Source organism: Pseudomonas sp. LBUM1649 (assembly GCF_059716155.1).
The window spans coordinates 2,916,632-2,943,302 of record NZ_CP166807.1 but is presented as its reverse complement, the minus strand read 5'-3'; the positions used below and the strand labels follow the sequence as shown (position 1 = coordinate 2,943,302).

General features: G+C 57.3%; 19 protein-coding genes and 2 pseudogenes. 9 read left to right on the top strand and 12 right to left on the bottom strand.

What is annotated here, in order from left to right:
• Window positions 1-133: 133 nt before the first annotated feature.
• Complete coding sequence (locus tag ACA058_RS13795; protein WP_497639564.1) at window positions 134-1,039, bottom strand: LysR family transcriptional regulator; 906 nt, start codon at window positions 1,037-1,039, stop codon at window positions 134-136.
• A gap of 121 nt (window positions 1,040-1,160) precedes the next feature.
• Here ACA058_RS13795 and ACA058_RS13790 point away from each other — a divergent pair, with 121 nt between their 5' ends.
• Window positions 1,161-2,855 carry a GMC family oxidoreductase gene (locus ACA058_RS13790; RefSeq protein ID WP_497639563.1) on the top strand — a complete coding sequence of 565 codons (1,695 nt, stop codon included), beginning with the start codon at window positions 1,161-1,163 and terminating at the stop codon, window positions 2,853-2,855.
• A gap of 175 nt (window positions 2,856-3,030) precedes the next feature.
• Window positions 3,031-4,653 (top strand): MFS transporter, encoded by a 1,623-nt coding sequence (locus ACA058_RS13785; protein WP_497639562.1) that lies wholly within the window; start codon window positions 3,031-3,033, stop codon window positions 4,651-4,653.
• 202 nt (window positions 4,654-4,855) lie between these two features.
• Here ACA058_RS13785 and ACA058_RS13780 read toward each other — a convergent pair whose 3' ends face one another.
• Window positions 4,856-6,124: an IS110 family RNA-guided transposase gene (locus ACA058_RS13780; protein WP_497635127.1), complete on the bottom strand. Its 1,269-nt coding sequence runs from the start codon at window positions 6,122-6,124 to the stop codon at window positions 4,856-4,858.
• 551 nt (window positions 6,125-6,675) lie between these two features.
• On the opposite strand from ACA058_RS13780, the gene ACA058_RS13775 reads away from it, so the two are divergent.
• On the top strand, window positions 6,676-7,701 hold the full coding sequence (locus ACA058_RS13775; protein WP_497634895.1) for an IS110 family RNA-guided transposase: 1,026 nt from the start codon (window positions 6,676-6,678) through the stop codon (window positions 7,699-7,701).
• Window positions 7,702-8,099: 398 nt separating this feature from the next.
• On the opposite strand, the gene ACA058_RS13770 is transcribed toward ACA058_RS13775, so the two are convergent.
• The gene (locus tag ACA058_RS13770; RefSeq protein WP_008059726.1) at window positions 8,100-8,468 is read right to left on the bottom strand and encodes a DUF427 domain-containing protein; all 369 of its coding nucleotides are present in this window, start codon (window positions 8,466-8,468) and stop codon (window positions 8,100-8,102) included.
• Between the two features lie 255 nt (window positions 8,469-8,723).
• Between ACA058_RS13770 and ACA058_RS13765 the strand changes: the two genes are divergently transcribed.
• On the top strand, window positions 8,724-10,652 hold the full coding sequence (locus tag ACA058_RS13765) for a DNA topoisomerase III (protein WP_497639561.1): 1,929 nt from the start codon (window positions 8,724-8,726) through the stop codon (window positions 10,650-10,652).
• Between the two features lie 48 nt (window positions 10,653-10,700).
• Here ACA058_RS13765 and rimI read toward each other — a convergent pair whose 3' ends face one another.
• Window positions 10,701-11,834: a ribosomal protein S18-alanine N-acetyltransferase gene (rimI, locus tag ACA058_RS13760; RefSeq protein ID WP_497639560.1), complete on the bottom strand. Its 1,134-nt coding sequence runs from the start codon at window positions 11,832-11,834 to the stop codon at window positions 10,701-10,703.
• A 92-nt stretch (window positions 11,835-11,926) separates the two neighbouring features.
• Here rimI and ACA058_RS13755 point away from each other — a divergent pair, with 92 nt between their 5' ends.
• A complete protein-coding gene (locus tag ACA058_RS13755; RefSeq protein ID WP_497639559.1) occupies window positions 11,927-13,513 on the top strand; it encodes a RimK family ATP-grasp domain-containing protein in 1,587 nt (528 codons plus the stop codon).
• A gap of 66 nt (window positions 13,514-13,579) precedes the next feature.
• Window positions 13,580-14,530: a magnesium transporter CorA family protein gene (locus ACA058_RS13750; RefSeq protein WP_497639558.1), complete on the top strand. Its 951-nt coding sequence runs from the start codon at window positions 13,580-13,582 to the stop codon at window positions 14,528-14,530.
• A 74-nt stretch (window positions 14,531-14,604) separates the two neighbouring features.
• Here the strand turns inward: ACA058_RS13750 and ACA058_RS13745 are convergent, their stop codons facing one another.
• A complete protein-coding gene (locus ACA058_RS13745) occupies window positions 14,605-16,506 on the bottom strand; it encodes a potassium transporter Kup (RefSeq protein WP_497639557.1) in 1,902 nt (633 codons plus the stop codon).
• Window positions 16,507-16,926: 420 nt separating this feature from the next.
• Between ACA058_RS13745 and ACA058_RS13740 the strand changes: the two genes are divergently transcribed.
• Together ACA058_RS13740 and ACA058_RS13735 are read left to right on the top strand one after the other, a co-directional pair.
• The gene (locus tag ACA058_RS13740; RefSeq protein ID WP_497639556.1) at window positions 16,927-17,487 is read left to right on the top strand and encodes a lipid-binding SYLF domain-containing protein; all 561 of its coding nucleotides are present in this window, start codon (window positions 16,927-16,929) and stop codon (window positions 17,485-17,487) included.
• Between the two features lie 175 nt (window positions 17,488-17,662).
• Window positions 17,663-18,148: an adenosine-specific kinase gene (locus tag ACA058_RS13735; RefSeq protein ID WP_497639555.1), complete on the top strand. Its 486-nt coding sequence runs from the start codon at window positions 17,663-17,665 to the stop codon at window positions 18,146-18,148.
• A gap of 77 nt (window positions 18,149-18,225) precedes the next feature.
• Here the strand turns inward: ACA058_RS13735 and ACA058_RS13730 are convergent, their stop codons facing one another.
• The 3 genes and pseudogenes from ACA058_RS13730 to ACA058_RS13720 form a co-directional block, all read right to left on the bottom strand.
• Window positions 18,226-19,128: a universal stress protein gene (locus ACA058_RS13730; RefSeq protein ID WP_497639554.1), complete on the bottom strand. Its 903-nt coding sequence runs from the start codon at window positions 19,126-19,128 to the stop codon at window positions 18,226-18,228.
• A 275-nt stretch (window positions 19,129-19,403) separates the two neighbouring features.
• Window positions 19,404-20,108 carry a methyl-accepting chemotaxis protein gene (locus tag ACA058_RS13725; RefSeq protein WP_497639927.1) on the bottom strand — a complete coding sequence of 235 codons (705 nt, stop codon included), beginning with the start codon at window positions 20,106-20,108 and terminating at the stop codon, window positions 19,404-19,406.
• 201 nt (window positions 20,109-20,309) lie between these two features.
• Window positions 20,310-21,191: pseudogene (locus ACA058_RS13720) on the bottom strand (methyl-accepting chemotaxis protein); the annotation flags it as partial.
• Window positions 21,192-21,752: 561 nt separating this feature from the next.
• Between ACA058_RS13720 and ACA058_RS13715 the strand changes: the two are divergent.
• Entirely contained in the window at window positions 21,753-23,435 is a 1,683-nt protein-coding gene (locus tag ACA058_RS13715) for a SulP family inorganic anion transporter (protein ID WP_497639553.1), read from the top strand.
• A gap of 52 nt (window positions 23,436-23,487) precedes the next feature.
• Here ACA058_RS13715 and ACA058_RS13710 read toward each other — a convergent pair whose 3' ends face one another.
• The 4 genes and pseudogenes from ACA058_RS13710 to ACA058_RS13695 all read right to left on the bottom strand — a co-directional run bounded on the left by ACA058_RS13710 (window position 23,488) and on the right by ACA058_RS13695 (window position 26,667).
• Window positions 23,488-23,928, bottom strand: a complete 441-nt coding sequence (locus ACA058_RS13710) for a potassium channel family protein (protein ID WP_497639552.1) — start codon at window positions 23,926-23,928, stop codon at window positions 23,488-23,490.
• A gap of 354 nt (window positions 23,929-24,282) precedes the next feature.
• Window positions 24,283-24,645: a DUF5064 family protein gene (locus ACA058_RS13705; protein WP_497639551.1), complete on the bottom strand. Its 363-nt coding sequence runs from the start codon at window positions 24,643-24,645 to the stop codon at window positions 24,283-24,285.
• Between the two features lie 66 nt (window positions 24,646-24,711).
• Window positions 24,712-24,861: pseudogene (locus tag ACA058_RS13700) on the bottom strand (carbamate kinase); the annotation flags it as partial.
• A gap of 375 nt (window positions 24,862-25,236) precedes the next feature.
• Window positions 25,237-26,667 (bottom strand): IS1182 family transposase, encoded by a 1,431-nt coding sequence (locus ACA058_RS13695; RefSeq protein WP_497639107.1) that lies wholly within the window; start codon window positions 26,665-26,667, stop codon window positions 25,237-25,239.
• Window positions 26,668-26,671 lie beyond the last annotated feature (4 nt).

Sequence of the window (26,671 nt, the reverse complement as noted above, 5' to 3'; positions counted from 1 at the left end):
CGCCAAAAACTTGGGCGACATTGACCTTGTAGGAGCGAGCATGCTCGCGAAAAACCTGAAAGCACCACGGGGTGTCAGGCTCCCCGCATCATCGTTGACCTCCATCGCGAGCATGCTCGCTCCTACAGAGTTTTTACCAACCGTGAGGGGGATTGGGACCCAGCAACAAGTCCTGTTCACGCTCACACAACTCCACCACGTAATCCCACATCACCCGCAGCCGCACCGACTTGTGCAGCTCGCGGCGGGTGCTGATCCAGTAGCTGCGCAGGATGCTCTCTTGCGGGAACAACGGCACCAGCGCGGGATCGGCACTGGCCATGTAACACGGCAGGACGGCGATGCCCAGGCCAGCGCGCGCGGCCTGTTGCTGGGCGATGACGCTGGTACTGTGGAACACCACCTGCGGGTTGCGGCAGAAGCTGTTGAGGAACATCAGTTCCTGGCTGAACAGCAAGTCGTCGACGTAGCCAATCCAGGCATGCCGCCCGAGATCTTCACGAGTGCCCAGCGCCGGCGAACGGTCGAGGTAGTCCTGGCTGGCGTAGAGCGCCAGGCGATAGTCCGTCAGTTTACGCGTGACCAGCATGTCGGCGGCCGGGCGTTCCAGGTGGATGCTGATTTCCGCCTCGCGGTTGAGGATGCTGACGAAGCGCGGCACCGCCACCAGCTCCACTTCCAGCCCTGGGTAACGCTCGAACAGGCCGTTCATGCGGCTGGCGAGGAACATGATGCCCAGCCCTTCCGTCACCCCCACCCGGATCTTGCCCAGCGGTGCGGTGGATTGGGTGATTTCTTCTTGTGCCAGCAGCGCGACGTTCTCCATCGCCTCGGCGTGCTTGAGCAATGCTTCGCCAGCCGGTGTCAGCTCGTAACCCTGGGCATGCTGCACGAACAGTGCGGTGCCCAGGCTCTTTTCAACGGCCTCGATGTGCCGCGCCACGGTGGCATGGGTGGTGTTCAAACGGCGCGCGGCGGTGAGCAAACGCCCGCTACGCTGTAGCTCGAGAAAGAACCGCAGGTCATTCCAGTCGAACATCGTCCATCCTTAGGTCAGCGTTGTTTAAAAACGAACAGCAGCTGGGTAAAAACTAACATTCTTTTAACGAAAGCTAACAACTAGGATGGACCACGACAAGAACAACAAAGCGAGGTCAGGGATGCACGCTTCCCTTGATGAATACGACTACATCGTGGTCGGGGCCGGTCCGGCCGGTTGTTTGCTGGCCAACCGCCTGTCGGCCAACCCACAACACCGCGTGCTGCTGCTCGAAGCCGGCGGTCGCGACAACTACGCCTGGATTCACATCCCGGTGGGCTACCTGTTCTGCATCGGCAACCCGCGTACCGACTGGTGCTTCAAAACCGAGGCGCAACCGGGCCTGCAGGGTCGTACCCTGAGTTACCCGCGCGGCAAAGTCCTGGGCGGCTGCTCGTCGATCAACGGCATGATCTACATGCGCGGACAAGCCGGCGATTACGATGGCTGGGCGGCCGACGGCAACCCCGGCTGGCGCTGGCAAGACGTGCTGCCGTTGTTCAAGAAGAGCGAAAACCATTTTGCCGGCGAATCAACCTTTCACGGCGCCAGCGGTGATTGGCGGGTTGAACGCCAGCGCCTGTCCTGGCCGATTCTCGATGCCTTCCGCAGCGCCGCCGAACAAAGCGGCATCGCCAGCATCGACGACTTCAACCAGGGCGACAACGAAGGCTGTGGCTATTTCCAGGTCAACCAGAAGGCTGGCATCCGCTGGAATGCGGCCAAAGCGTTCCTCAAGCCGATCCGCCAGCGCCCCAACCTGACGGTGCTGACCGGTGTCGAGGTCGACCGCGTGCTGCTGGAAAACGCTCGCGTGTCGGCGGTCAGCGCCCGTTGGCAAGGCCAGGCCAAGACCTTCAAGGCGCGCAAGGAGATCGTCCTGTGCGCCGGCTCCGTCGGCTCACCGAGCATCCTGCAGCGTTCCGGCATCGGCCCTCGCCCGTTATTGAAGCGCCTGGGCATTGGCGTCGTCCATGAACTACCAGGCGTCGGCGGCAACCTGCAGGACCACCTGCAACTGCGCCTGATCTACAAACTGGAAAATGCCCGCACACTGAACCAGATCGCCGGCAGCCTGTGGGGCAAGATGGGGATGGGCCTACGTTATCTGTATGACCGCAGTGGTCCGTTGTCGATGGCGCCGAGTCAGCTGGGGGCATTCGCCCGCTCCGGGCCGGAGCAGACTTCGGCGAATCTGGAGTACCACGTGCAACCGCTGTCGCTGGAGCGTTTCGGTGAGCCACTGCATGCATTCCCGGCGTTTACCGCGTCGGTCTGCGACTTGCGTCCGCAAAGCCGTGGCCGGGTGGAAATCCGTTCCACCGACCCGCAGCAAGCACCCCTGATCCAGCCCAACTATCTAAGCCATCCCGAAGACTTGCGCGTTGCCGCCGATGCCATTCGCCTGACCCGGCGCATCGTCGCCGCGCCGGCCTTGAAGGCGTTCAAACCGGTCGAGTATCTACCCGGCGACAGTCTGCAAAGCGAAGAACAGCTGCATGAAGCCGCCGCGCGGATCGGCACCACCATCTTCCATCCCGTCGGCACCTGCCGGATGGGCAACGACGCGGACGCGGTGGTCGATGCCGAACTGCGTGTGCACGGCATCCCCGGCCTGCGCATCGCCGACGCCTCGATCATGCCGCGCATCACCTCGGGTAATACCTGCTCGCCTACGCTGATGATCGCCGAGAAAGCCGCAGAACTGATCCTCAATCCCGTTGCAAACACTAACCCTGTAGAAGCGGGCCTTTGTGGCGAGGGGATTTATCCCCGCTGGGCTGCGGAGCAGCCCCAAAACGAGCATTCACGTTAGATCAGTTACACCGCATGCAACGCATTTACGACTGCTACGCAGCCGAACGGGGCGGTGCGACGCTTCGCTGAATCCCCTCGCCACAAAAGCTCGCTCCCACAAGGGATCTGCATCTGATTCACGGACACGCAACACCAGTGGAACAACAAAAACAATCACTGTGAGGGATATCGATATGTCAGAACACGTTCAGTCCCTGGAAGCCGTGCGCAGCGCGGGCACCAGCCAGGAAACCCAGAAAGTCATCTTCGCCTCGTCGCTCGGGACGGTCTTCGAGTGGTATGACTTTTTCCTCTACGGCGCCCTCGCGGCGGTGATCAGCAAGCAGTTCTTCGCCGGGGTCAACGACACCACGGCGTTCATCTTTGCCTTGATGGCGTTTGCCGCCGGCTTCATTGTCAGGCCGTTCGGCGCCCTGGTGTTCGGCCGGCTGGGGGACATGATCGGGCGCAAATACACCTTCCTCGCCACCATCGTGCTCATGGGCCTGGCAACCTTCTGTGTCGGGTTGCTTCCCAATTACGCGAGCATCGGTATTGCCGCGCCGATCATCCTCGTGGTGCTGCGCATGCTCCAGGGCCTGGCGCTGGGTGGGGAATACGGCGGTGCCGCGACCTACGTGGCAGAGCACGCGCCGATCGGCAAGCGCGGTTTCCACACCAGCTGGATCCAGTCCACCGCCACCCTTGGGCTGTTGCTGTCGCTGCTGGTGGTACTCGGTTGCCGGTATTTCACGGGCGATCAGTTCGAAGTCTGGGGCTGGCGCATTCCGTTCCTGTTTTCGATCGTTCTGCTGGGCATCTCGGCCTGGATTCGCCTGAGCCTGCACGAGTCGCCTGCGTTCGTGAAGATGAAAGAGGAAGGCAAACTCAGCAAGTCGCCGATCCGCGATTCCTTCGGCAAGTGGGAAAACCTCAAGGTGGTACTGATCGCTCTGTTCAGCATCAACGCCGGGCAAGCGGTGACCTTCTACGCTGCGCAGTTCTATGTGCTGTTCTTCCTCACCCAGTTCCTGAAAATGGACCCCGCCGTGGCCAACGGCTTGCTGATCGTCAGTGTGACCATCGGTGCACCCTTCTTCATTTTCTTCGGCTGGCTGTCGGACAAGGTCGGGCGTAAACCAGTGCTGATGCTTGGCCTGCTGCTCGCCACTGCGTTGTACTTCCCGATCTTCAAGACCCTGGCCCACTACGCCAACCCGGCCATTGACCAGGCCAGCCGCCAGGCGCCGATTACCGTGCTCGCGGACCCGGCCACCTGCACCTTCCAGTTCGACCCGGTGGGCAAGGCGAAATTCGACAGCCCATGCGACAAGGTCAAGACCTTCCTGGTCAAGCAGGGCCTGCCGTACCAGAGCGCAGCGGCCCCGGCCGGAAGCGGTGTGCAGGTCAGCGTCGGTGACGTGAAGATTGACGGTTTCGACGAAGCGGCCCTGCGTGGCGCGGTGACCCTGGCGGGTTACCCGCAACAGGCCGACATGCAGCAGATCAACAAACCGATGATCGTGGCCCTGATCGTCGCGCTGATCATCATCTCCGCCATGTGCTACGGCCCGCTGGCGGCGCTGATGGTCGAACTGTTCCCTACCCGCATCCGCTACACCTCGATGTCCCTGCCCTACCACATCGGCAATGGCTGGTTCGGCGGGTTCCTGCCGACGGTGTCATTTGCCCTGGTGGTCTACACCGGGGACATCTTCTACGGGCTGTGGTACCCGGTGGTGATCACCGGGGTGAGCCTGGTGGTGGGGATGCTGTGTCTGCGTGAGACACGTAACGTCGACCTGGATAAAAACTGACGAAAACCAATGAGCCTTCGCCTGTAGGAGTCCGGCTTGCCGGCGAAGGCGTCCTTGAACATTGCGCTGGTCTTTCGGGAGCCTTCGCCGGCAAGCCGGGCTCCTACGGGGGGCATGCGTACGGCTTCCGATCAGGCCGGCCGGTCGGCCGCCTCGCTTTTGCTTTTGATTTTCATGCCCCCTCACGCCCTGAGCCTGTCCGTCAACCTGTGACTACCTCCATCGGCGCCTCTACCAACGTTGATCCGCGCCGCGTTAAAGCCTGCAAGTAAGCCATTTCGTCATAGACGGTGCCGTTTTTCCAGCAGCGATAGACGATTCTGATCCACTTGAAAGCAAGTGCTCTCAGGGTCGCCTGGTATGAGCAGCCTTTAGCCCGCTGCTGCCGATAATAAGCCTCGGCCCACGTTGATTGAGTGATGCTGTGAGCGGCCCATTCGACAAAGGTCTGACGCAAGAAGGTTGAGCATTGGTAGCGCCAATACACGACTTTCTTCTTTCCGCTACGCTCGGTAACGGGTGCGATTCCGGCATATCGCTGCATCGCATTGGCGTCGCTAAATCGATCACGCTGTTCACCAAAAGCCACCATCAGGCGCGGCGCAAGATGTTGGCCGGCGCCAGGGAGTGCCTTAAAGATCGGGTAATCGGCCAAGGTGCTGGCCGTTTCTTCGATCTCGCGATCAAAATCCTTGATGGTGGAAAGGAGCCCTTTGAGTTGCGACGCCAAGGCTGTTGCGTACAACTGCGAAGGACGTATTACCCCCGGGTCCTGTGTCAAAGGCATCGCTTGGGTGATGATTTCCCAGCGCGTTTGATTGAGTTGAGCGTGACGAGCGTTGTGCTCATTAAAGAACTTGAGAAAAGTACTCTGGCGAGAACGCTTGATGTGCTCAAGCGTGGGCCAGCGCATCAGAAAGTCACAGAACACCACGGTGTCATGACTGCTAAACAGCTCCAGGGCCAATGGATAATACTGTTTGAGCGTACAGATCAAGCGGTTGCTGACCTTCACTCGCTCATCAACCAGTGCACGTCGATGTTCTGTCAGGCTGGCCAAAATACGCATGGCCGGGCTTTGCGGCATCAGCTGCGCAAACCGTTGGGGATAGGTGAGCAACAACTCAAGCGCCCATTGAGCATCGGTCGGATCATCCTTGGCACCGCTGCGGACAAAGGTTTTACGGTGTTTGGCCAAGGTGCTCGGATTGATTGGAAACAGGCAAAAGAACTCGTACTTTTGCAGGGCCGCCACCAACGGGCCCTTGTTGAGCTCAAGAGCAATCGCGATCGGAGCGCCGTAGCGCTCAAACAACGATTTCGCCCAACGATCAATCGATTGGGGTGTGTGGTCGATGACAGAGAAGTGCCGCCGGGTTTCCCCCGCGACCTGCAAACACACGTCATGCTTGGTATCTGCCCAATCTATTCCGACATAAGCAGTGAATTTCTGAGACAGGAGCGTTTGCATCAACAACCTCCACAGGCGCTAAAGTACATGCAGGAACATGCATGCTTACGTCCAGCGAAAGCGATATAGAGAGCCGTGTCGGGCTTTCCCTGAGTATTCGTTAGAGGGCGCAAGCGCACCTGTGGGCTCGAAGGTGAGGAGGTAATCATCGCGTGCTTGAGAGGCATATTCGTAGCCCACAGGTGCATGCTCCTTCCCTTGATTAAAACTGACTTCCAGACACCGAAGTATGGAAGAGGAAAGGAACGGACAACCTATATCGAGAGGCCGAGTGGAGGTTCTGCGCAGTGGGTAAATCGGCATGGATGCCGGTTTAGCCGCGCTGGGCCAAGGATGGCCCATCGCGGCGGGCCCTGTAGGAGCGAGCATGCTCGCGAAAAACCTGAGAGCACTGCGGGGTGTCAGGCTCCCCGCGCCATCGTTGACCTCCATCGCGAGCATGCTCGCTCCTACAGGCTCGTCCAAGTGACTCGCTAATGAAATGGCTACCCCCGCCGCCCCCTGCGATCGCCCACTAAGCTTTCGCAGGGGGCTCACCGGAGACTGTTGCCATGAACGAAATATCTATCGCCGCCATCGATTTGGGAAAACACACTTTTCACCTGCATGCGCAGGATGATCGTGGTCATGAAGTTTGCCGCAAAAAATTCACCCGGTCGGCACTCATGCAGTACCTGATGAATCTCCAACCCTGCACCGTCGTGATGGAAGCCTGTGGTGGCGCCCATTTCATGGCACAGGAGGTGGCCAAGCTTGGGCATATACCCAAGCTCATTGCCCCTCATCTCGTGCGCCCTTACGTGAAAAGCAACAAAAACGACTTCGCTGATGCCGAAGCGATTTGCGAGGCCGCTACTCGCCCAACGATGCGCTTTGTGCCGGTCAAAAACCAAGCCCAGCAAGCGCTGGCCATGCTCAACTCGACACGTGATGCGTTCATCAAGGACCGCACTGCGGCCGTCAATCGTATTCACGCCGCTCTTCTGGAGGTCGGCGTCAGCCTGGCCCCGAGCCTCAAATCGATTCGATCTCTTTCGGCGCTGCTTGAAGCGAGCTCAATGGCTCAGCCCTTCAAAAACACTCTGACGAGGCTGTATCAACACTTCAAGCATTTGGACGAGGAGATCAAATCGCTGGACAAGGATGTGGAGTGCCAGGCCGCTGAAGATGATCTGGCGACTCGTTTGATGACCATGCCGTGTGTCGGTCCGATCACCTCCACCGTCCTGGCTGCCGAATTGGGCGATGGCAAACAGTTCAAATGCGGCCGAGACTATTCAGCCTCGATCGGGCTGGTGCCCAAGCAGCATTCCACGGGCGGCAAAACCGTACTGCTGGGCATCAGCAAGCGCGGCGATCGCAACCAGCGACGCCTGCTTGTCCAGTGTGCCCGCGTTTACGTGAGGTATCTGGACCGCCAGAAAGGCTGGCTGGCGGACTGGGTCCGGCAGCTATTGGCCCACCATCACTCCAACCATGTGGTTTGCGCGCTGGCCAACAAGCTGGCGAGGATCGCCTGGGCGATTGCGGCACACCACACTGAATTCGATGCAGGGCCAAGCGCGATGAACGCCTGACCCTGCTGTCACCCGAGCATCACCCACCTGGTTTTGCGATGCTGGATAACTGATGACGTGAACGGCCAACCGGCCTGACGACAACCCTGGGCTTTTACACGGCTGAAAGGCCGTCTCGCTAATAAGGATCGTCGGGCATCGATTCTCATCGAGGCGCGGGGCTACACCCCCACTCAGACGCCGGATAGATGAAAGCAAGCCAACCACTCATCAAAAACAGTATTGCAGAAAAGGGGGTAACCATAGATGTAAAAGCGAAACCATAAGTGGCCGTTACCGCAGCAATGGATATGTACTCCGTCAACAAACAGGCGGCCTGACAGCCGACCCTACAGGACAGCTATTGCAGGAGCCGACGTGCCAACAAATTCGTCGATACCCCCTCACAAGCATATCCATCACTCATCGATATCGATCAACTCAAACGTCACCTGATCCGGATAGAACGCTACGTAGTCTTGAATCTGCCTGACAGACACCTTGGGATTTTCGTAGCTCCAGACCGCATTGGCGCCTTCATGTCCCGGTACCTGCAAACTGAAATAACTGGCATCGCCCTTGTACGGGCAATAGCTGGTGTGGTCGGTGCGGGCGTAGTACTTTTCGTCGATGTCCTCCCGCGGCACGTAGTACACCGGAGGATAATTGGCCTCCAGCAACACCAGCGCACGAGCGGACGCTGCCACCTGAAATCCGTGAAACTTCACCAGCAGGCAGCCGGGCTGCTCAGCGATGGTGATGACAGGGCTGGGACCGGAGCTTTTCATGGAATTGGCACCTCATGACGGTGATGGACATGTAATAGCTGGGCTTGCCGGCAAGGGGGCTGCACAACGCCCCGGAAATCTCGGTTTATCAGGTATAACCCAAGTTCCAGGTCTGCGACGACTTCGCAGCCGAACGGATTCACCGGGTTGCGGAAACACGCGCAACGTTTTGACTGTACATCCATACAGATAAAGATTGCTCTCGCGCCCGACTCACGCCATCCTGTGCACGGACATTGATCGACGATGGTGGTTATGCGGCTGTACCTCTGTGAAAAACCTTCCCAGGCCAAAGACATTGCGGCCGTGCTCGGCGCGCGGCGGCGCGGTGACGGCTGCTGGCTGGGAACGGACGTCACGGTGACCTGGTGCATCGGCCACCTGCTGGAAACCGCTCCCCCGGATGCCTATGACGCGCGCTACAAGCGCTGGGTACTGGCGGACCTGCCGATCATTCCCGAGAAGTGGAAAATGACCGTCAAGCCGCGCACGGCCAGCCAATACAAGGTGGTCAAGCGCCTGCTCGGTGAAGCATCCGACCTGGTCATTGCCACGGACGCCGACCGTGAGGGTGAAATGATCGCCAGGGAACTGGTGGAACATTGCCGCTATCGCGGTCCGATCCAGCGGTTGTGGCTGTCGGCGCTGGACGATGCCTCGATCCGCAAGGCCCTCGGCGCACTCAAGCCCGGCGCGCAGACATTCAGCCTCTATCATTCGGCACTGGGGCGCTCCCGGGCCGACTGGCTGATCGGCATGAACATGAGCCGACTGTTCACGTTGCTGGGACGTAAATCCGGTTATCAGGGCGTGTTACCGGTCGGCCGGGTGCAGACACCTACCTTGCGCCTGGTGGTGGATCGCGACCGCAGCATTGCCGCCTTCGTGCCCGTGCCCTACTGGGCTGTCGAGGTGCAGTTGCTGCACGACGGCACCGCCTTCACGGCACAATGGCGAGCCGCTTCCGAAGTGTGCGACGACCAGGATCGCTGCCTGAATCAGGCGCTGGCCCAACGAGCGGCAGCGGCCATGCTCGCCGCCGCAAGCGCCAGGGTCATCAAGCTGCGCACCGAGCGGATGCGCGAAGTGGCGCCGCTGCCGTTCGACCTTGGCACCTTGCAGGAGGTCTGCTCGAAAAAGCTCGGGCTCGGCGCCCAGGAAACCCTCGACATCGCCCAGGCCCTCTACGAAACCCACAAGGTCATCACCTACCCGCGCAGCGACTGCGGCTACCTGCCCGTCAGCCAGCACAGCGAAGCACCGGGCATTCTGGCGGCGCTACGCCAGGCCGACCCGGCACTGAACGCCTTGCACGACCACCTGGAACCCCAGCGTCGCTCACGGGCCTGGAACGATGCCAAGGTCAGCGCGCACCACGGCATCATCCCCACCGCCGCGGCGAAAAACCTCGATCGACTGGTGGGCAAGCAGCGAGCGGTCTACACCTTGATCCGCGCCCGTTACCTGGCGCAGTTCCTGCCCAATCACGAGTTCGACCGCACCCAGGCCGACTTTGATTGCGCCGGCGAGGCCTTGCGTGCCGTTGGCAAGCAAATCGTCGAACCCGGCTGGAAACGCGCCCTTCCCGAAGCCCTTGCGCCCGCCAAGGGCCGCGAGGCACCCGCCCCGCAAACCCTGCCCAACTTCAGGGAAGGAATTGATTGCGCAGTGGCCGACGTGCAACTCAAGGACCTCTGGACGCAACCGCCCAAACCCTTCACCGAGGGCGACCTGATCAAGGCCATGAAGAACGTCGCCAAACTGGTGGATGATCCATTGCTCAAGCAAAAGCTCAAGGACACCACCGGCATAGGCACCGAAGCGACGCGGGCCTCTATCATCCAGGGCCTGCTCGACCGTGGCTACCTGATCAAGAACGGCAAGGCGCTTGCTGCAACCCCGGCCGCTTTCAGCCTGATCGATGCGGTACCGCGCGCCATTGCCGACCCGGGCACCACGGCCATCTGGGAGCAGGCCCTGGACATGGTGCAGAGCGGGGAAATGAGCCTGGACGAGTTCGTCACCAAGCAGGCTGCCTGGATGAGCAAGCAAGTCAGCCGTTGCGCCGGCCTGAGCCTGACCATCAGCGGTCCGGCCAGCCCTGCCGGACGCGGTGCAGCGCCGTGGAAAAACAAACGCAAGCCTGCAAGCGCCAGCAAACGCCGGGCAAAAACGCCCCCGTAGGAACCGGCTTGCTGGCGATCTCGTAGAGTCACGGCATACCTGGTTCCATTAATTGCTGGAGGCAGTTGGCACTGCGCTGCTGGATTGCTCGCGTGCGTAAAGCGTCACAGAGGCGCGCAGCTTATTGCCGCCGAAAGCACACATCTTATCGAACGCCTTGTGACTGACGGGAAGATGCTGGCAGTCGAGTGCCTGACGGTGCTGACTGTGATCAATGTCCGGGTCATGCAGGTAGACGAAGTCTTCATCGTAGTCAGTGACAATGACCCAGTGCGGGGCTTTCGAGCGAGTCAGACGGTAGCTACTAATCAGCACCAAGGGTTGACCACCACCCTTCAGCGTGAGAGACAGATCGAGCTGATTGCTGCTGACTTGCTCCACATCACTGTGCTGAAGTTCCGTACAGAAATCTTCGTGTACCAGGCGCATCACCTCCTTTTTATGTTCGTCGCGCACGCCGTCGAGAAATAGCGGCCCTGCGATGTTCACTTGCAGGCGTACACGAAACCCTCGGCGCCAGGCCGCCAGTGCCAACCCTTGGGGACTGCAACCGCCGTGTCCCGAAGTCATGAATACCGTCGTGGCTTCACGCCAGATTTGCAGTTCGTCCCGACGCTCGATTAAACGATCGGGTTGCAATGCCCTCATGGCCATCAAGAGGCAAGCCGGGCCGCAGGTAAATTCAGTGGTCTGTTGGTAATAGGGCACTTGGAATTCGCGGCTTTCCCGATGTTGCACAATGCGCTTCTCCAAACGCAGCGCATGGACATGGTCTTCGTAGTAGTTGTGGACCACAGCGAAGCGTCGGTATCCATTGCGTTCATAAAGACTGATAGCGACAGGATTATCCGGCCGGACTTCCAGTCGCAGGTAGGCGCAATCGTGTGTGCGAGCACAATCTTCCGCCTGATCCAATAGCTGTTTTCCAAGGCCGAGGCCACGACTGTGGGTGGCGATGGCGATTGAGTACAGACGCGCCAGGGAGGTACCACGGTGAAACAGGACCAGGCAGTAGCCCATCAGCTGACTCCCAGCTTGCGCAACGATCAGGCTGGCATGGGCTCGACTGATCATCCACTGAAAACTGCGCGGGGTCAGTCGATCAGAGGTAAAGCACTGGTTTTCCAGTTCCAGCAGAGACTTCAGATCATCGTGTGTAGCTTTGCGAAATAACAGGCTCATAGACCCACCGTAAAAGTTGCGTAACGAAACGAGACTTTTTAAAAGTATCGTGCTTAATAGATAAGGACTTGTTCTCCAACGGACCTTTTCATATGTCAGCGGTACAGGGTGGTTTGCGCGAAGTATCAGAGCAAAATCGGTTAACGGCAATATCAAACCTGACTTATTTACCGGAGACACCAGGAAAATCCAGCCAGGTGATTATTATTGTTGAACGAAAAGAAGATTGGGCCTCTTACTTCCCTTCGGAGGATGTGATGAGTGCGCAGGAATACCTAGAGCAGCCTCTTGAGATCGAAGCCGGCAAGCGCGTTCAGGTTATTAACCTGTGCCGAAGCTACAAGTATCTCGGGCACGGGTATTACTGTTCACTGCTGGCAGAAGCACGGGGCCATAGAGTTATTCCGTCCGTGCGCACCATCAGCGAACTTACCAAAAAATCTCTGTATGGCTTGGCACTGGATGACCTCGGCAAAACATTAGACAAAGCACTGAACAACCATATTTACAGTAATACCGAAGGATTCACACTCACCCTGTACTTCGGTAAAACCAACCTTGACCCATTACAGGATCTGGCACGGCAAATTTTTGAAATTTTCCCATGTCCGATCCTCTTGGTAGAGTTCCGTAAAAGCAATAGTTGGCGCATTGAGGGAATAAAGTCCGGTATCTTGCAAAAGTTGCGCGAAGACCAGGAGGATCAGTTTGCCAACTCGCTGGACAGTTTCAGCCGCAAGATCTGGCGAATGCCGCGTTCACCACGCGTGGCTCGCTACGACCTGGCCATATTGCATGACCCGCAAGAAGCGCTGCCGCCCTCCAACGCCAAGGCACTGGAGAGTTTTATCCGGGTCGGCAAAAGCCTGGGTATTGATGTCGATCTGATCGAAAAGAAAGACTATTCACGAATCGCCGAGTATGACGCCCTGCTGATTCGAGAAACCACCAGCGTGGATAACCATACCTACCGCTTCGCCAAGAAGGCGGAAAGCGAAGGTCTGGTGGTGATGGACGATCCCACTTCAATCCTGCGCTGTACCAACAAGGTGTACCTGACTGATCTACTCAAAAGCCATCAATTGGGTATGCCGGCAACCGAGATTCTCTACAAGGAACGACCGCAAGACTTCGAGCGAGTCGGTGAACGCCTGGGTTTTCCATTAGTGCTGAAGATTCCCGATGGTTGTTTTTCCCGTGGCGTGATCAAGGTCGAAAGCCAACAAGCACTGCTGCAAGCCACCTCTGAGTTATTCGAACACTCGGTGCTGTTGCTGGCTCAGGAGTTCTTTTACACCGAGTACGACTGGCGTATCGGCGTGCTCAACCGCAAGCCGATTTTCGCCTGCCAGTACTTCATGTCCAAAGGTCACTGGCAGATCTACAATCACAAAGCCCAGGGCCAGGACATTAATGGCGAATGCCGGACCCTGGCGGTCCACGAGGCACCGCGAGCGGTGGTCGAACTCGCGGTGAAGACCGCCAACCTCATTGGTGATGGCTTGTACGGCGTCGACTTGAAGCAGTCCGGTGATAAGGTGGTGGTGATCGAGGTCAACGACAACCCGAACATGGACGCCGGCATCGAAGACGCTTACTTGCAGGACGATTTGTATTCGCTGGTGCTGGAAGAATTCGTCCGGCGCCTGGAACTCAAACGTCGCGGCCAGGCGTGGTGAATGCTTGATCCGACTCGCATCCTGCAAGACACTGACTACCCCATTCGATAACGCCAGAGGTCAGATGTGATCAAGAGTTTTCAACTCGCCAATGGGTCGCTGGTGTCGGTTGAATACCTCAATGCCGACGTGATGTTGTTCAGCAATCCCGATATCGCAGAACGGGATCTACTGCGCAGCGATTTCAAACTGGACGATCACGCGTTGGCTTCGGCACTGGATCCTGACGAAGTCTCACGCATCGAATTCCACCCGGACAACCTGTTCCTGATCTGGAAGCGTCCGGAAAGTTACTCGGGCGGAGAAAGCCTGGCCTTTGAGGTCTCGTCTTTCGGCTTGTTGTTCTCTAAAACACGCTTGCTGGTCATCGCGACCGACGATTCCCAGTTGAGCGGACTGGGGGAGCGGCACCCTTTGCACACGCCGCTGGATGTGCTGCTGGACATGCTGTTCAACAACCTCCATCACTACCTGGGCCACCTCAAGGTGATCAAGATGGTGGCTCGTGAGTTGCAGCAGAAGTTCAACTCCTCGATGGAGAATCGACATCTGATCCAGATGTTCAACCTCAGCGAAAGCCTGATCTATTACATCAACGCGATCCACAGCAATGGCGCTGTCCTGACCCGGCTGCGCAACCATGCGGAAAAAGAACACTTCAGCGTCGAGGCGATCGCGCTTATCGACGACCTGATCATCGAGAACACCCAGTGCAACAAACAGGCGGAAATCTACTCAAGGGTATTTGCCGGCTTGATCGATGCACGCGGCAATTTGATGAACAACACCATGAACAACCTGCTGCGCAAACTGACGCTGATCAATGTGGTGTTCCTGCCTCTCAACCTGATAGCCAGCATTGGCGGCATGTCCGAGTTCAGCATGATGACCTCAGCCGTCCCCTGGTGGGTCGCCTATCCACTTTTTCTCACGGGAATGCTGGTTGCCGGGGGACTGATGGTCGTCGCGCTCAAGCGTCTGACGCGTGGTTCATCCAGCATGAATGGCCCGCATTAAACGCTTGAGGTGCTGCACAGGCAGCGTGGCAGCTTCGACCTGCTCACGCTCCCGCCTGGATACTTGATGACTCGTTACATCTCGACCTGTGTGCCCAGTTCTATCACCCGATTCAGCGGCAACTTGAAGTATTTCAAGTTGCTGTTGGCGTTCTTGAGCAAAAACGCGAACAGGCTTTCTCGCCAACGGGCCATACCGAAGCGTTTGGTTGGGATCACGGTCTCTCGGCTTAGGAAATAGGTGGTGCGCATCGGACTGAAATCCAGCTCAGCCAAGTGACAGAGACTCAGGGCCAGAGGGACATCCGGCTCCTCGATAAAACCAAAATGCAGACTGACCCGGAAGAAGCCTTCACCATAGGCTTCAACCTCGAACCGCCGTTCAGCACTCACGCGTGGGCTGTCTTCAGACACTACGGTGAGCAATACCACTTGCTCATGCAAAACCTGGTTATGCAGCAGGTTGTGCAACAGCGCATGAGGAACAGCATCGGCCCTGGCCGTCAGAAACACCGCCGTGCCTTGTACGCGATGGGGAGGTTGAGTACGGATGCTGCCGATGAATAGCGGTAGAGGAAGCGCGGTTTCATCCAACCGCTCAACAATAATCTTCCTGCCCCGCTTCCAGGTCGTCATCAAAATGAACAGACCAATGCCTGCAATCACCGGGAACGCACCGCCCTGAAAAATCTTTGGTGCATTGGCCGCGAAATACAGACCGTCTACCAGCAAAAATCCGAGCAGCATCGGGACGGCCAACCAGCGCGGCGTTTTCCATAGGAGCAGGACGACAGCCGAGGACAAGATTGTTGTGATCAGCATGGTCCCCGTCACAGCGACGCCATAAGCGGCGGCCAAAGCACTGGACGACTCGAAACCAATCACCAGCAGCACGACACCAACCATCAACGCCCAGTTAACCGTACCGATGTAGATCTGTCCCTGCTCCTGGCTGGAGGTGTGCTGGATAAACATGCGAGGGACGTAACCCAGCTGGATGGCCTGGCGAGTCAGGGAGAAAGCACCCGAGATAACGGCTTGAGAAGCGATGATGGTGGCCAGTGTGGAGAGCGCGACCATCGGCAACAGTGCCCATTCAGGCGCGAGCAGATAGAACGGGTTGCGCACAGTCTCAGGGTTTCCCAGGATCAAGGCGCCTTGGCCAAAGTAGTTGAGCACCAAACCGGGCAACACGAGAATGAACCAGGCACGAGAAATCGGCTTGCGTCCAAAATGCCCCATGTCGGCATACAGCGCTTCCGCCCCGGTCAATGCCAACACGACAGCGCCCAGGATCGCGACCCCCATTCCCGGATGAACCACGAAAAACTGCACTGCCCAAGCAGGGTTAAGCGCTTGCAGCACTTCGGGGCGCTGCAAAATACCGTAGATCCCAAGCGCCCCTAACACCACAAACCACAGCACCATGACCGGACCAAACAGGATGCCGATTCGAGCCGTGCCATGTTTCTGTATCAAGAACAGTGCCACCAACACGATCACTGACAACGGCACAACCCAGTGCTCGATTCCGTCAAACGCCAGCTGAAGTCCCTCAACCGCAGAAAGCACCGAAATCGCCGGGGTGATCATGCTGTCCCCGTAAAAAAGTGCCGCACCGAACAGGCCGAGCAGTACCAGAACCTTGCTCATGTAGGGATAAGGTGCTGCCGCGCGGCGGGCTAACGCCGTCAACGCCATGATGCCACCTTCACCCTGGTTGCTGGCACGCAGGATGAACAGAACGTATTTGATCGAGACCACCCAGATCAGTGACCAAAAGATCAACGACAGAATGCCAAGTACGCCATCGTGATTTACCTGCACGCCGTAGTGGCCGGAAAATACTTCCTTCAGCGTGTAGAGGGGGCTGGTGCCGATGTCCCCATATACCACGCCGACAGCGGCGACGAGCAAGCCCGCTCCTGACGTTTTGGAGTGGTCGTCTTCGTGTGCACCGGTCGCTGTTTCACTCAAGGGTCGCTTCTCTCAAATTGCGGGGTGGATATGCATACCATCCTTGGGCACTACGGTTTTCCAGGGCCATTGATAGTGCCAGGCACATGGACGATCTAAAATCGCGGCCAGTATCGTTGCGAGTAGAAATACCTACCGTAAAAAAAGCGTAAAAATATTTCGGCGGATACGACCTTTACCCATTCAGGTCAGTCATCGCGCACAAGCGAACGCTGACGCTGAACGCGGCCATCACTCAGTGGTCACAACAAGTGATGGCATCGCAACTGATCACTGGCCCTGGGCCTGCTTCATTCAGCAGCGACGCTTGCAATTCACACATTTCAGGGTGCGCCGGATAACGTTCAGTGGGTTCAGGTCCTGTCTGACACAGGCGCTGACTGCTGCTGCCATCCAATGCTCCCTAGTCGGAGTACGCAAATGACTCAATCAATACGGTTCTTCCTGACGGTCTTGCTCGCGGTTGCATCATTGGCATCGGCCAGTCTCCTGAACACTGCAGGAGCCGCCACCGCCGAGGATCTGAATGCCGACTCCCGGCAAGCGTTGCAAACGCTCTACAAGACCAATCCATTTTCCGAAAGCATCTCGCAAAAAGCCAAGGCCATACTGGTCTTCCCGAAAATCATCAAGGCCGGCCTGGTATTCGGCGGCAGCTACGGCGAAGGCGTTTTGATGAAGGGCACGAAAGTAACGGACTATTACAACTCTGTCAGCGGATCCTGGGGGTTACAGGCCGGCGCGCAGTCATATGGCTATGTGGTTTTTCTGATGACCGACAAAGCGTTGAAATACATCACTGAAACCAAAGGTTGGGAAATCGGTGTAGGGCCAACGGTGGTTGTGGTGGATGAAGGTGTTGCCAAGAACTTGTCCAGCTCGACGCTGAAAGACGACGCGTACGCGTTCATCTTCGACCAGCAAGGATTGATGGCCGGGATCAGCATAGAAGGCACGAAGATTTCCCTGATCAAACGTTAAAACCGGCAATGCAGTTGATCGTCGGGCGAGTGATGGCGGGACGTAATCGCCAAGGCCATGACAATCTCTTTTTTGGTCGATTTCTGTAGAAGTAACAGGCAGGAATCGGCCAAAAAAGCCGTGCTTGGACTGTTGCCAGTCTCTGCTGGCAACATCGTGAAAGGAGGCGTTTGAGATGCAACTCATCACGCTGAAAATCGAAAAGCCGGATGAAACGAACTTCATTTTGGGTCAGACGCACTTCATTAAGTCCGTCGAGGACATCCACGAAGCGTTGGTAAATACCGTGCCAGGTATCCAGTTTGGCGTGGCCTTTTGCGAAGCCTCTGGCAAATGCCTGGTGCGTTGGTCTGGCACCGATACCTCAATGATTGAACTTGCACAGAAAAATGCGAAAGCCATAGCCGCAGGCCATAGCTTCATCATTTTCCTGGGAGACGGTTTCTATCCGCTGAACGTGTTGAACACCATCAAATTGGTTCCAGAGGTGTGCCGTATTTTTTGTGCGACAGCCAATCCGACTGAAGTGATTCTCGCCGAGACGGAACAAGGGCGAGCAATCCTGGGCGTAGTGGATGGTTTCTGTGCCACTGACGTTGAAGGCGACGAAGACATCCTGTGGCGCAAGAACCTGTTGCGGCAGATTGGCTACAAGCTGTGAATTGCAGAACGCGCATTTCCGTATCCCGCCTCCGTAGCTGAGGTGCTATTTGCGAAGTCCTTTGACAGCGAATCCATTCACTGATCCGCAGAACCCGTCACGGCAAAAATGTTGCAGGGCACTTTATACAGGACATGCTCCGTCGTACTGCCCACCCATTTGCCCAGTCCCTTGCGATGCGCATTTCCCATGACGATCACATCGGCCCGGTGATGCGCTGCAAAGTCGGCCAGCGCTTTGCCAGGTGGCCCTTCAATGAAGTGTTGTCGCTCAGTGGGCACACCGTAGTGGTCGGCTAACGCTATAAACGTCTTTTGCAGTGACTTGCGCACTTCGCTGTTGAAACCTGGCATCGTCACTGCGCCAGCGCCTGCGTCGGATATATGTGTCTGCGATAGATCGTAGGCATGCAGCAGATGCAGTTCCGCGCTGCATTGCATTGCCAATCCGTTCGCCGCCTCGATGATGCGGTCGTTGATGCCAGTGATCTGCGTCTCGGGTTGTGACGGATCGACTGCTGCCACTACCACCCGCGGAAGTGGACACCTGACTTCACTGACCAGATGCACAGCCACCGGACACTCGCGCAACAGGTGCCAATCCAGAGGCGTAATGAAAACGCGTTTTAGCGCTGACTCGTGTTGCACGTCCTTGATAACCAGATCCGGCTGCATTTCTGCCACGTGCAGAAGTATTTCTTGCAGCGCGGTTCGCGTAACCAGCACTTCGGTACTCACCTTGACCCCGCGCTCGCGGAATAGGTCGGCCTCATCCTTCAACCATTTTTCGTTCTCTTGCTGACAGGCTTCACGAAAACGTGCACCAGCGCTCTTCAACCCCAGGAGGTTGGAGTCTTCGATAAACACCGTAATGTGCAGCGCTGCGCCAGTAGCTTCGGCAATGGCGACAGCTCGCTCCAACGCCGGGGTGTGACGCATGGCTGGACCGGCAATCAGAAAGAGTCGTTGATATTGGCTCATGTAACACCTCCAGTCGTTCCGGGATATCTAGCTCCCCCCAGCGCTCTCGCGTATCACACCACCGACGATTTACTATCGCCTCAACTGTCAATATACGCCTGGATTCGATCAATAGAGTAGCGACCATCCAGCGATGGTCGCCTCCCCTTGGCTACTGATGCGCTTTAACCGGCCCCTGATAATAAGGCAGCCTGTCAATTCGTGGTTTATAGGCGCCCGTGGCTACATCCCCCATCAAAGAGGCGTCATAACTGAAGCCTCGCTCGATCGCTTCATCAGACTTTGAAATGGCTGACCATCACTTGCAACTGGTTGCCCAGCCGTGCCAGCGCGACGCTGGAGGCGGCGGTTTCGTCGCTGGCGGCAGCGGTCTGTTCGGAGACGTCGCGCACATTGATAATGCTGCGGCTAATCTCGTCAGCCACGGTGCTTTGTTGCTCGGCTGCGGCCGCGATCTGCTGATTCATCGATTGGATGTTCGATACGGTACGGGTGATGTTTCCCAGTGAGACACCGGCCTTGCGAGTCAGCGCCACGCTGCTGTCGGTCAGGCTGCGGCTGTTGCTCATGATGCGGGCCACCTGCTCGGTGCCACTCTGCAAACCGGCGACCAGCCCTTCGATTTCCTCGGTGGACTTCTGGGTGCGCTGGGCCAGGTCGCGAACTTCGTCGGCGACCACGGCAAAACCGCGACCGGCCTCACCGGCACGGGCGGCTTCGATGGCGGCGTTGAGGGCCAACAGGTTGGTCTGCTCGGCCACGGCCTTGATCACGTCCATGACACTACCGATTTTGTTGCTTTCCTGCTGCAGGAGGGTCATAGCCTCGGTAGAGCGCACCACTTCCTCAGCCAGGCGTTCGATCTGCACAATCGCTTCCCCCACGACTTTGTTGCCTTCGCGAGCCTCGCCATCGGCCGTCGCGGCGGCTTGCGAGGCCTGATCGGCGTTGCGCGTAACGTCCTGCACGGTGGCGGTCATTTCATGCATGGCAGTAGCGACCTGATCGGTCTCGATTTTCTGGTTGTTGACCCCGACGCTGGTTTGTTCGGTAACGGCCGACAGCTCTTGCGCAGCGCTGGCGATCTGGGTCACGCCGTCGCGAACACCGCCGATGAGGTTGCGCAGGGTCTCGCTCATGTGCTGGATACCTTGTTGCAGCACGCCCAGCTCATCGCGGCGGGTGACCACCAGGTTCTGGGTGAGGTCGCCAGCAGCAATGCGTTCGACGACGCCGAGGGTTTCGCGGAGCGGACGGGTAATCTGGCGAGTGATGATGACGGCAGCCAGGATGCCAAACAGCAAGGCCAACAAAGTGCTGCCCAACAGCAGCGTGCGAGTCTGGGCGATTTCACTGTCGCGGCTGTCCAGTTGTATCTGGTAAAGGCCGTCGCTGCGGGTCCATAAATCGAGCCCCTGGTCGACCAGTTCTTTGCTCGCCAGGGTAACGACGTTGCTAGCGGTTTTGTAGGCGTGCAAGGCAGTGCGGTAGTTGCCCAAGGCACTTTCGAACTGACGCAATGCGTCCTGCTGGGTAGCACTGACGTACTCACTAAGCTGTTTCAGGCCGTCAATCGCCTCATTCAGTTGCCTGATAGCCTTCTGCTCAGTCTGCGGAGTACTGTTCGCGGTGTAAGCGCTGACTTCGAAACGGGTCAGCAGAAACTGTTCCTTGACGCGGCTAATGGTCTGAAAACGTTCGAAACGGTCAGCGTCGCCAAGAGGTAATTGCAGCACGCCACTGTGGATCGCCGTGATCTGCTTGCCGGCTGCGTCGGCATTATCACTTATGGCCTGACGTGCGTTATTTGCGTTGCGATACGCGTCGCGCATTTTATTCAGCGATTGCTGGAAGTTGCTGATAATGGCCGCTTGTTCTTTGAGCAGCTTGAGATTCTCCGGGCGAGTGAACGCTTTGATCAGTTTTTGCTGCTGGGCGATGAACGCATCCAGGTTGGTCTGCACGTTCTGGGCGGCGCCTTCATCGCCATTGGACAGTAGGTATTGCAGACGGGACTCGCGTACTTTGCTCAGCAACGTATTCAACTGGGTGATATCGCCCATTCGGTTACTGCGCCACACCAAGTTGTCCACGCTGGTCCAGCCGGCCAGGGCCAGGACGGTGGTTAAGGTCAGAACCAGGCCGAAGCCCAGGCCCAGCTTGAGGTTGACGCTAAGATTACCGAAAAAATTACTCATTTCTATTCCTCGCAGGGCACTCTGCTCTTAGTGTGTACGGGCATCTGGAAGCCTGTCCTAGGCTCAGGTCGTGATGCCTCATAGCCATTATCGATAGAATATGTGACTGCTTAAACGTTTCTCGTAAGTTTTTTGTTGACTTTTCTGCATCATTTCGGTGCAAAACTTTCGATAGGTATTCCACCTGGCAAATAGGTACGTGGATTGCCGAAGTGAGTTGGACACACGCCGGCTACCTTTCTGTACAAGAGAACCTCTCGTCCTCTGATAGAAATTCGCTGATGTGTGCCTTAGTCTGTTGGCGCCGACGATGAGTTGACCCAGTCTGATTCCACGCGGAGGATGCGCTCAAGCGCAGAAGGGAAAGGGAAAGGGAAAGGGAATCTTTCGGTATTTTCAGCAGATGAACCAGCCGAGGGAGGCAGTGTGGAACCGCATCTGAAGACTTCGAAGCCAGCGCACTCCGACACCGCTCCACTTCGCCTCGACATAGTATCGGGGCTCACGGCTGCCGCGGTCGTACTGCCCAAGGCAATGGCCTACGCGACTGTCGCGGGTTTGCCTGTTGCCGTCGGTCTGTATACGGCCTTCGTCCCGATGCTGATCTACGCACTCCTTGGAACATCGCGCGTACTCAGTGTCAGCTCCACTGCTACGCTGGCGATCCTGGCCGGTGCGCAGATCGGCTTGGCCGTACCGGACGGCGACCCAGGGAAGCTGATCACGGCAAGTGCAACGCTAACCGTGTTGGTTGGCGCGATGCTGCTCCTGGCGCGAATAATACGCCTGGGATTTCTCGCAAACTTCATTTCCTCCCCGGTGTTGAGCGGCTTCAAAGCGGGGGTCGGGTTTGTCATCGTGCTGGACCAGGTGCCAAAACTCCTCGGTATCCACATCGCAAAACAAAGTTTTTTTGTCGACTTCCTCAACATAGTGCATCACGTGCCGGAGAGTTCCCTGATCACGCTCGCGGTAGCGGCGGCGGCGTTCCTGATGCTCATCGCGATGGAGCGCCTGTGGGCACATTCGCCGGCGCCATTGATTGTGGTCGGGGGCAGCATCGCCGCCTCATGGTACTTCGGCTTGCAGGCCCTGGGAGCTTCGACGGTCGGCGTGATCCCACAAGGGTTACCGTCATTTACGTTGCCTGATCTCGCGTTGATCAAGCAGATGGTACCGGGTGCGCTCGGGATCGCGCTGATGAGTTTTACCGAATCGATTGCGGCGGGGCGCGCTTTTTTCCGGCCCGGCGATCCCCCCATCGATGCGAACCGCGAGCTGATCGCCACCGGTCTCGGTAACCTCGGGGGTGCTCTGCTCGGCGCGATGCCTGCCGGTGGCGGTACCTCACAGACGGCCGTTGTACGCGCCACCGGAGGGCAGTCTCAGGTGGTCTCGATCGTCACTGCTGGCGCGGCTTTTGCCACTATGTTGCTGCTCTCCGGACTACTCGGGTTTCTACCTCACGCCACGCTGGCCGCTATCGTCATCTACTACTCGGTCGGACTGATTCAGCCGCGAGAGTTCCTGGCTATTCGCAAGGTGCGTCCAATGGAGTTCCACTGGGCGCTCGTAGCCATGGTGGGTGTCCTTTTGTTTGGCACGCTTCAGGGGATCACTGTGGCGATCGTCGTATCGTTGCTCAGTCTGGCCTACCAGACTGCCCATCCGCACGTGTTCGTCCTTGGGCGCAAGCGTGGCACCGACGTGCTCCGCCCCTTGTCAGAGGAACACCCAAATGACGAGACTTTTGAGGGATTGATGATTGTACGACCGGAGGGACGCCTGTTTTTTCTCAACGCTGACTATGTGAAGGAACAGATTATCGCACTGGAGAGACAGTATCAGCCGCGTGTGGTTGTCTGGGACATGAGTGCGGTGTCCGACATCGAATACTCGGCACTGCAGGCGCTCATAGAGGGCGAGAAAAGCTTGGCCGAGCTAGGCACCAGTCTCTGGCTGGCGGGGTTGAATCCCGGCGTACTTGAGATGGTGCGACGCGCCGGGTTCGACGAGAAGCTTGGAAGCGAACGTATGCTGTTCAATGCCCAAACAGCAATTGAGCGCTATCTATCACAGAACCCAACCCAGGTGAGCGCCGCGCAGTAGCTCTTGTGTTGGACGCGCATTTCCCGTTAGAAGCGAGCCTCGGGCAGACGCTCTAGGACTTGTGGTCGTCGATATTCGAGTGGAAAAACTGATACATATGATTGACCACAGCGACGAAGACTCCCGTGGATAAGCCGCACATGAGAATGCCGGTCAAGCCCTCCATCAACCCGAACTGACGCCAGGGTTTCGCCAGCACCACGTCACCGTAACCAATCGTCGCATAGGTCACTCCAGAGAAGTAAAACGCCGTTTCGAGATCGGGCAGACACCCCTGCCACACATAGAATGCCCCCCAGATCGAGATCGCCAACAAATGCAGCAGAATCATGTAGCAGGCAACCCACACCAACCGCGTGCTAATGACCCCTACATGCGTCATCAGAACATTTCCCCTGTAGTCCAGAAACCTGAGCATCAAGGCCAAACCGACTGCATGCAAGACCACGGTAACGGCCGCCAGCCCCCATGCGAAAAAGATGCTTGAATACATCAGTGCTCCTCTAGGATGTCACCCCGACAGGCCGAGATCCTGTCCCGGGGTTGTATGTGCCGCACGCGGCCTTTCCGGAAACTGGTTTTACCTGGTTCAACCCCTAAGCTCCGCGTCTATCCGGTCGGAGTATGCGGCCTCAGTCAGGGCCAAAAAATCCCGCACGGTCTGGCAGCGTAAGAGTTGGAAAAATGCCATTAAATCATGTTCAAAGGTGTCTTCCTTAAACACTCTGGCAGCAAGGTGACTTGAGTTCGAGCCACGCCCTCAATGAATTGCTTCATGATTGTCCCGGTTACTTCATAGCGCAGTTGAGCCTGGCAAACGCACTCAACCTCAAACCCGCCAGATGGCTTATTCCAGATGCTCTGGTTTGACCGTGTCCCCAGACTTCATATCCAGCTGCGCCCGCACGTCTTCGAACATCGCATCGTAGTCCTCGTGCATCGAACCGATGCTACTGAGCGCCTTGGGGATGCCGTACTTCTCCGCGATTTTCGTGACGTTGCTGGCGAAGTTGTAAGCCTGATCCTTTGGCAGGAAGAATGTTTCTTTTAGCTCCTTGCCCTGAATGCTGCCGTGCATCGTAAACAGCATGCCTTTACCTTCCTTGGGATCTTGGCTGACTTCATAGTCGACGCACACGTTGTAACTGACATCATCCTTGTTCAGCGCGTGGCGCTCGAAGTGCATGTGACCGGGCTTGAACGTAGCCATTGTTGTCTCTCCTTCAAAGGGTATTGAATCAGGACGGACCTCACGCCTGCCCCCCAGAGTTTCTTTCTATCGCCAGCTAATGCCAAGCGTCGCCGTACTGATACGGGTGTCGGCCCTGCCCTGGACGATCGCTTCGATGTCCGAGAGTGAACCTATCACCGCGACCTTGCTAGTATGGCGGGCGAACTCACAGGCGGCCTGGACCTTTGGTCCCATTTATCAGGCCGACGGGAATGCACCACGATGGCAAGTCCATTTGTTTAAAGTGTTCGACTTTGGCGAGGGTAACGCGGGGCATAAAGGAAAAACAATTGGGTCAGTGGTCGCATTCTCGTACCAGGGTGAAAGTGAAGGTCTGCTTCTGGCCGAATTCTACCTCTCGCCACCGTCAGCTAAGGCTCGATTGCAGCCCTTGCAGACAGGCAGCTATCGGCCCAGAGTGTGTAAAAACGCGCGGATGCACTGTCGGCGCGCAGCGCCGACGGTTGTTAGTTGAGTAATTGCTCGCAACAAGTCCTGCGGATCGTCACTAGGGCCTGGGAGCCCCCAGCGCCGCTTCTACCTTGCTGGGTGGCCAAAATACAGACCTCTTCAGGCCGACAGCGCCTTCATTAAACCGCTGGTACCGAGAATTTTCATGACCCGCTTCAAGTTGTAGGCGAGGACGTTCAAGCTCATCTCCGCACTTACTCCGTTCAGCTTTCGTGTTAGGAAATGCGTGGCGCCCATCCATTGTTTGAGTGTCCCGAAGGGATGCTCGACCGTACGCTTACGGACTCGCATCATGTCCGGCGCGTTGCTCAGTCTGTTCTGCATTTCCTCCAGTATGGCTTCATGCTCCCAGCGTCGAACCCGCCGTTCCGTGCTCGGTGTGCACTGCGGTTTCATTGCGCAGCCCCTGCATTTCGAACTCCAGTAACGGTGCAGCGTCAGGCCTTTTTCAACGTTGGTATAGCGCCAGATCAGTGCTTCTCCAGCCGGGCAAATGTATTCGTTTTTTGCCGCGTCATAGATGAAGGCATCGTTATTGAAACGCCCGTCCGCTTTGGCTCCAGAGGTCATCGGCTTGGGCACATAGGCAGTGATGCCTGCATCGTGACAAGCCAGGATCTCTTCGCTTTTGAAGTAACCTCGATCAGCCACTACCGACAACGTTTCTGACGCCATAGCCTCGCGGGCCTGCTTGGCCATCGAGCTGAGTTGATCGCGGTCGGAACCGACGTTGGTAACCTCATGTGCAACGATCAAATGGTGCTGCGTATCGACTGCTGTCTGCACGTTGTAACCGACGATTCCAGTGCCGCGAGTCATCATGGAACGGGCGTCTGGATCGGTCAGTGAGACCTGTTTATCCGGCGATTCGTTGAGCTGAGTTTCAATGACCTGTAACTCTTTCATCTGAGCTTTGAGCTTGTCGATTTTCTCTTGCAGACGAGCAGCCTTGGGCTGAGCGATCGAAGGTTCTTGCCGATCGGCTTCGTCGAGCGCAGTCAGGTACCGATTGATACTCGATTCAATTTCTTCCATCCGCCGCTTCAGCTTGGCGCTGGTGAAATTGCGGTCGCGGTTGTTGACGGCCTTGAATTTACTGCCGTCGATGGCGACCAGATTTTCTCCGAACAGTCCCAACTGCTGGCACAGCACAACGAATTGGCGGCAGACGCCTCGGATGGCCTTGCTGTTGTCTTTTCGGAAGTTGGCGATGGTCTTGAAATCGGGCATCAAACGTCCGGTCAGCCACATCAGCTCGACGTTGCGTTGGGCCTCTCGTTCAAGACGCCGGCTCGATGGGATGCGGTTCAGATAGCCGTAGATGTAGATCTTCAGCAGGATCGCGGGATGGTAAGCCGGCCGGCCAGTATCAGCCGGTATGGCGCCTTCGAAACCCAGTTTGACCAGGTCGAGTTCGTCGACAAAGACGTCGACTACGCGCACCGGATTGGTATCCGTGACGTAATCGTCGAGGCTCTCCGGAAGGAAGGTTACTTGGCCTCGATGTTCACCTTGGATAAAGCGCTTCATGGGC

Coding starts and splice junctions, on each gene's coding strand:
- ACA058_RS13795 (WP_497639564.1), bottom strand. CDS start 1,039: ATGTTCGACTGGAATGACCTGCGGTTCTTTCTCGAGCTACAGCGTAGC.
- ACA058_RS13790 (WP_497639563.1), top strand. CDS start 1,161: ATGCACGCTTCCCTTGATGAATACGACTACATCGTGGTCGGGGCCGGT.
- ACA058_RS13785 (WP_497639562.1), top strand. CDS start 3,031: ATGTCAGAACACGTTCAGTCCCTGGAAGCCGTGCGCAGCGCGGGCACC.
- ACA058_RS13780 (WP_497635127.1), bottom strand. CDS start 6,124: ATGCAAACGCTCCTGTCTCAGAAATTCACTGCTTATGTCGGAATAGAT.
- ACA058_RS13775 (WP_497634895.1), top strand. CDS start 6,676: ATGAACGAAATATCTATCGCCGCCATCGATTTGGGAAAACACACTTTT.
- ACA058_RS13770 (WP_008059726.1), bottom strand. CDS start 8,468: ATGAAAAGCTCCGGTCCCAGCCCTGTCATCACCATCGCTGAGCAGCCC.
- ACA058_RS13765 (WP_497639561.1), top strand. CDS start 8,724: ATGCGGCTGTACCTCTGTGAAAAACCTTCCCAGGCCAAAGACATTGCG.
- rimI (WP_497639560.1), bottom strand. CDS start 11,834: ATGAGCCTGTTATTTCGCAAAGCTACACACGATGATCTGAAGTCTCTG.
- ACA058_RS13755 (WP_497639559.1), top strand. CDS start 11,927: ATGTCAGCGGTACAGGGTGGTTTGCGCGAAGTATCAGAGCAAAATCGG.
- ACA058_RS13740 (WP_497639556.1), top strand. CDS start 16,927: ATGACTCAATCAATACGGTTCTTCCTGACGGTCTTGCTCGCGGTTGCA.
- ACA058_RS13735 (WP_497639555.1), top strand. CDS start 17,663: ATGCAACTCATCACGCTGAAAATCGAAAAGCCGGATGAAACGAACTTC.
- ACA058_RS13730 (WP_497639554.1), bottom strand. CDS start 19,128: ATGAGCCAATATCAACGACTCTTTCTGATTGCCGGTCCAGCCATGCGT.
- ACA058_RS13725 (WP_497639927.1), bottom strand. CDS start 20,108: ATGACCGCCACCGTGCAGGACGTTACGCGCAACGCCGATCAGGCCTCG.
- ACA058_RS13710 (WP_497639552.1), bottom strand. CDS start 23,928: ATGTATTCAAGCATCTTTTTCGCATGGGGGCTGGCGGCCGTTACCGTG.
- ACA058_RS13705 (WP_497639551.1), bottom strand. CDS start 24,645: ATGGCTACGTTCAAGCCCGGTCACATGCACTTCGAGCGCCACGCGCTG.
- ACA058_RS13695 (WP_497639107.1), bottom strand. CDS start 26,667: ATGAAGCGCTTTATCCAAGGTGAACATCGAGGCCAAGTAACCTTCCTT.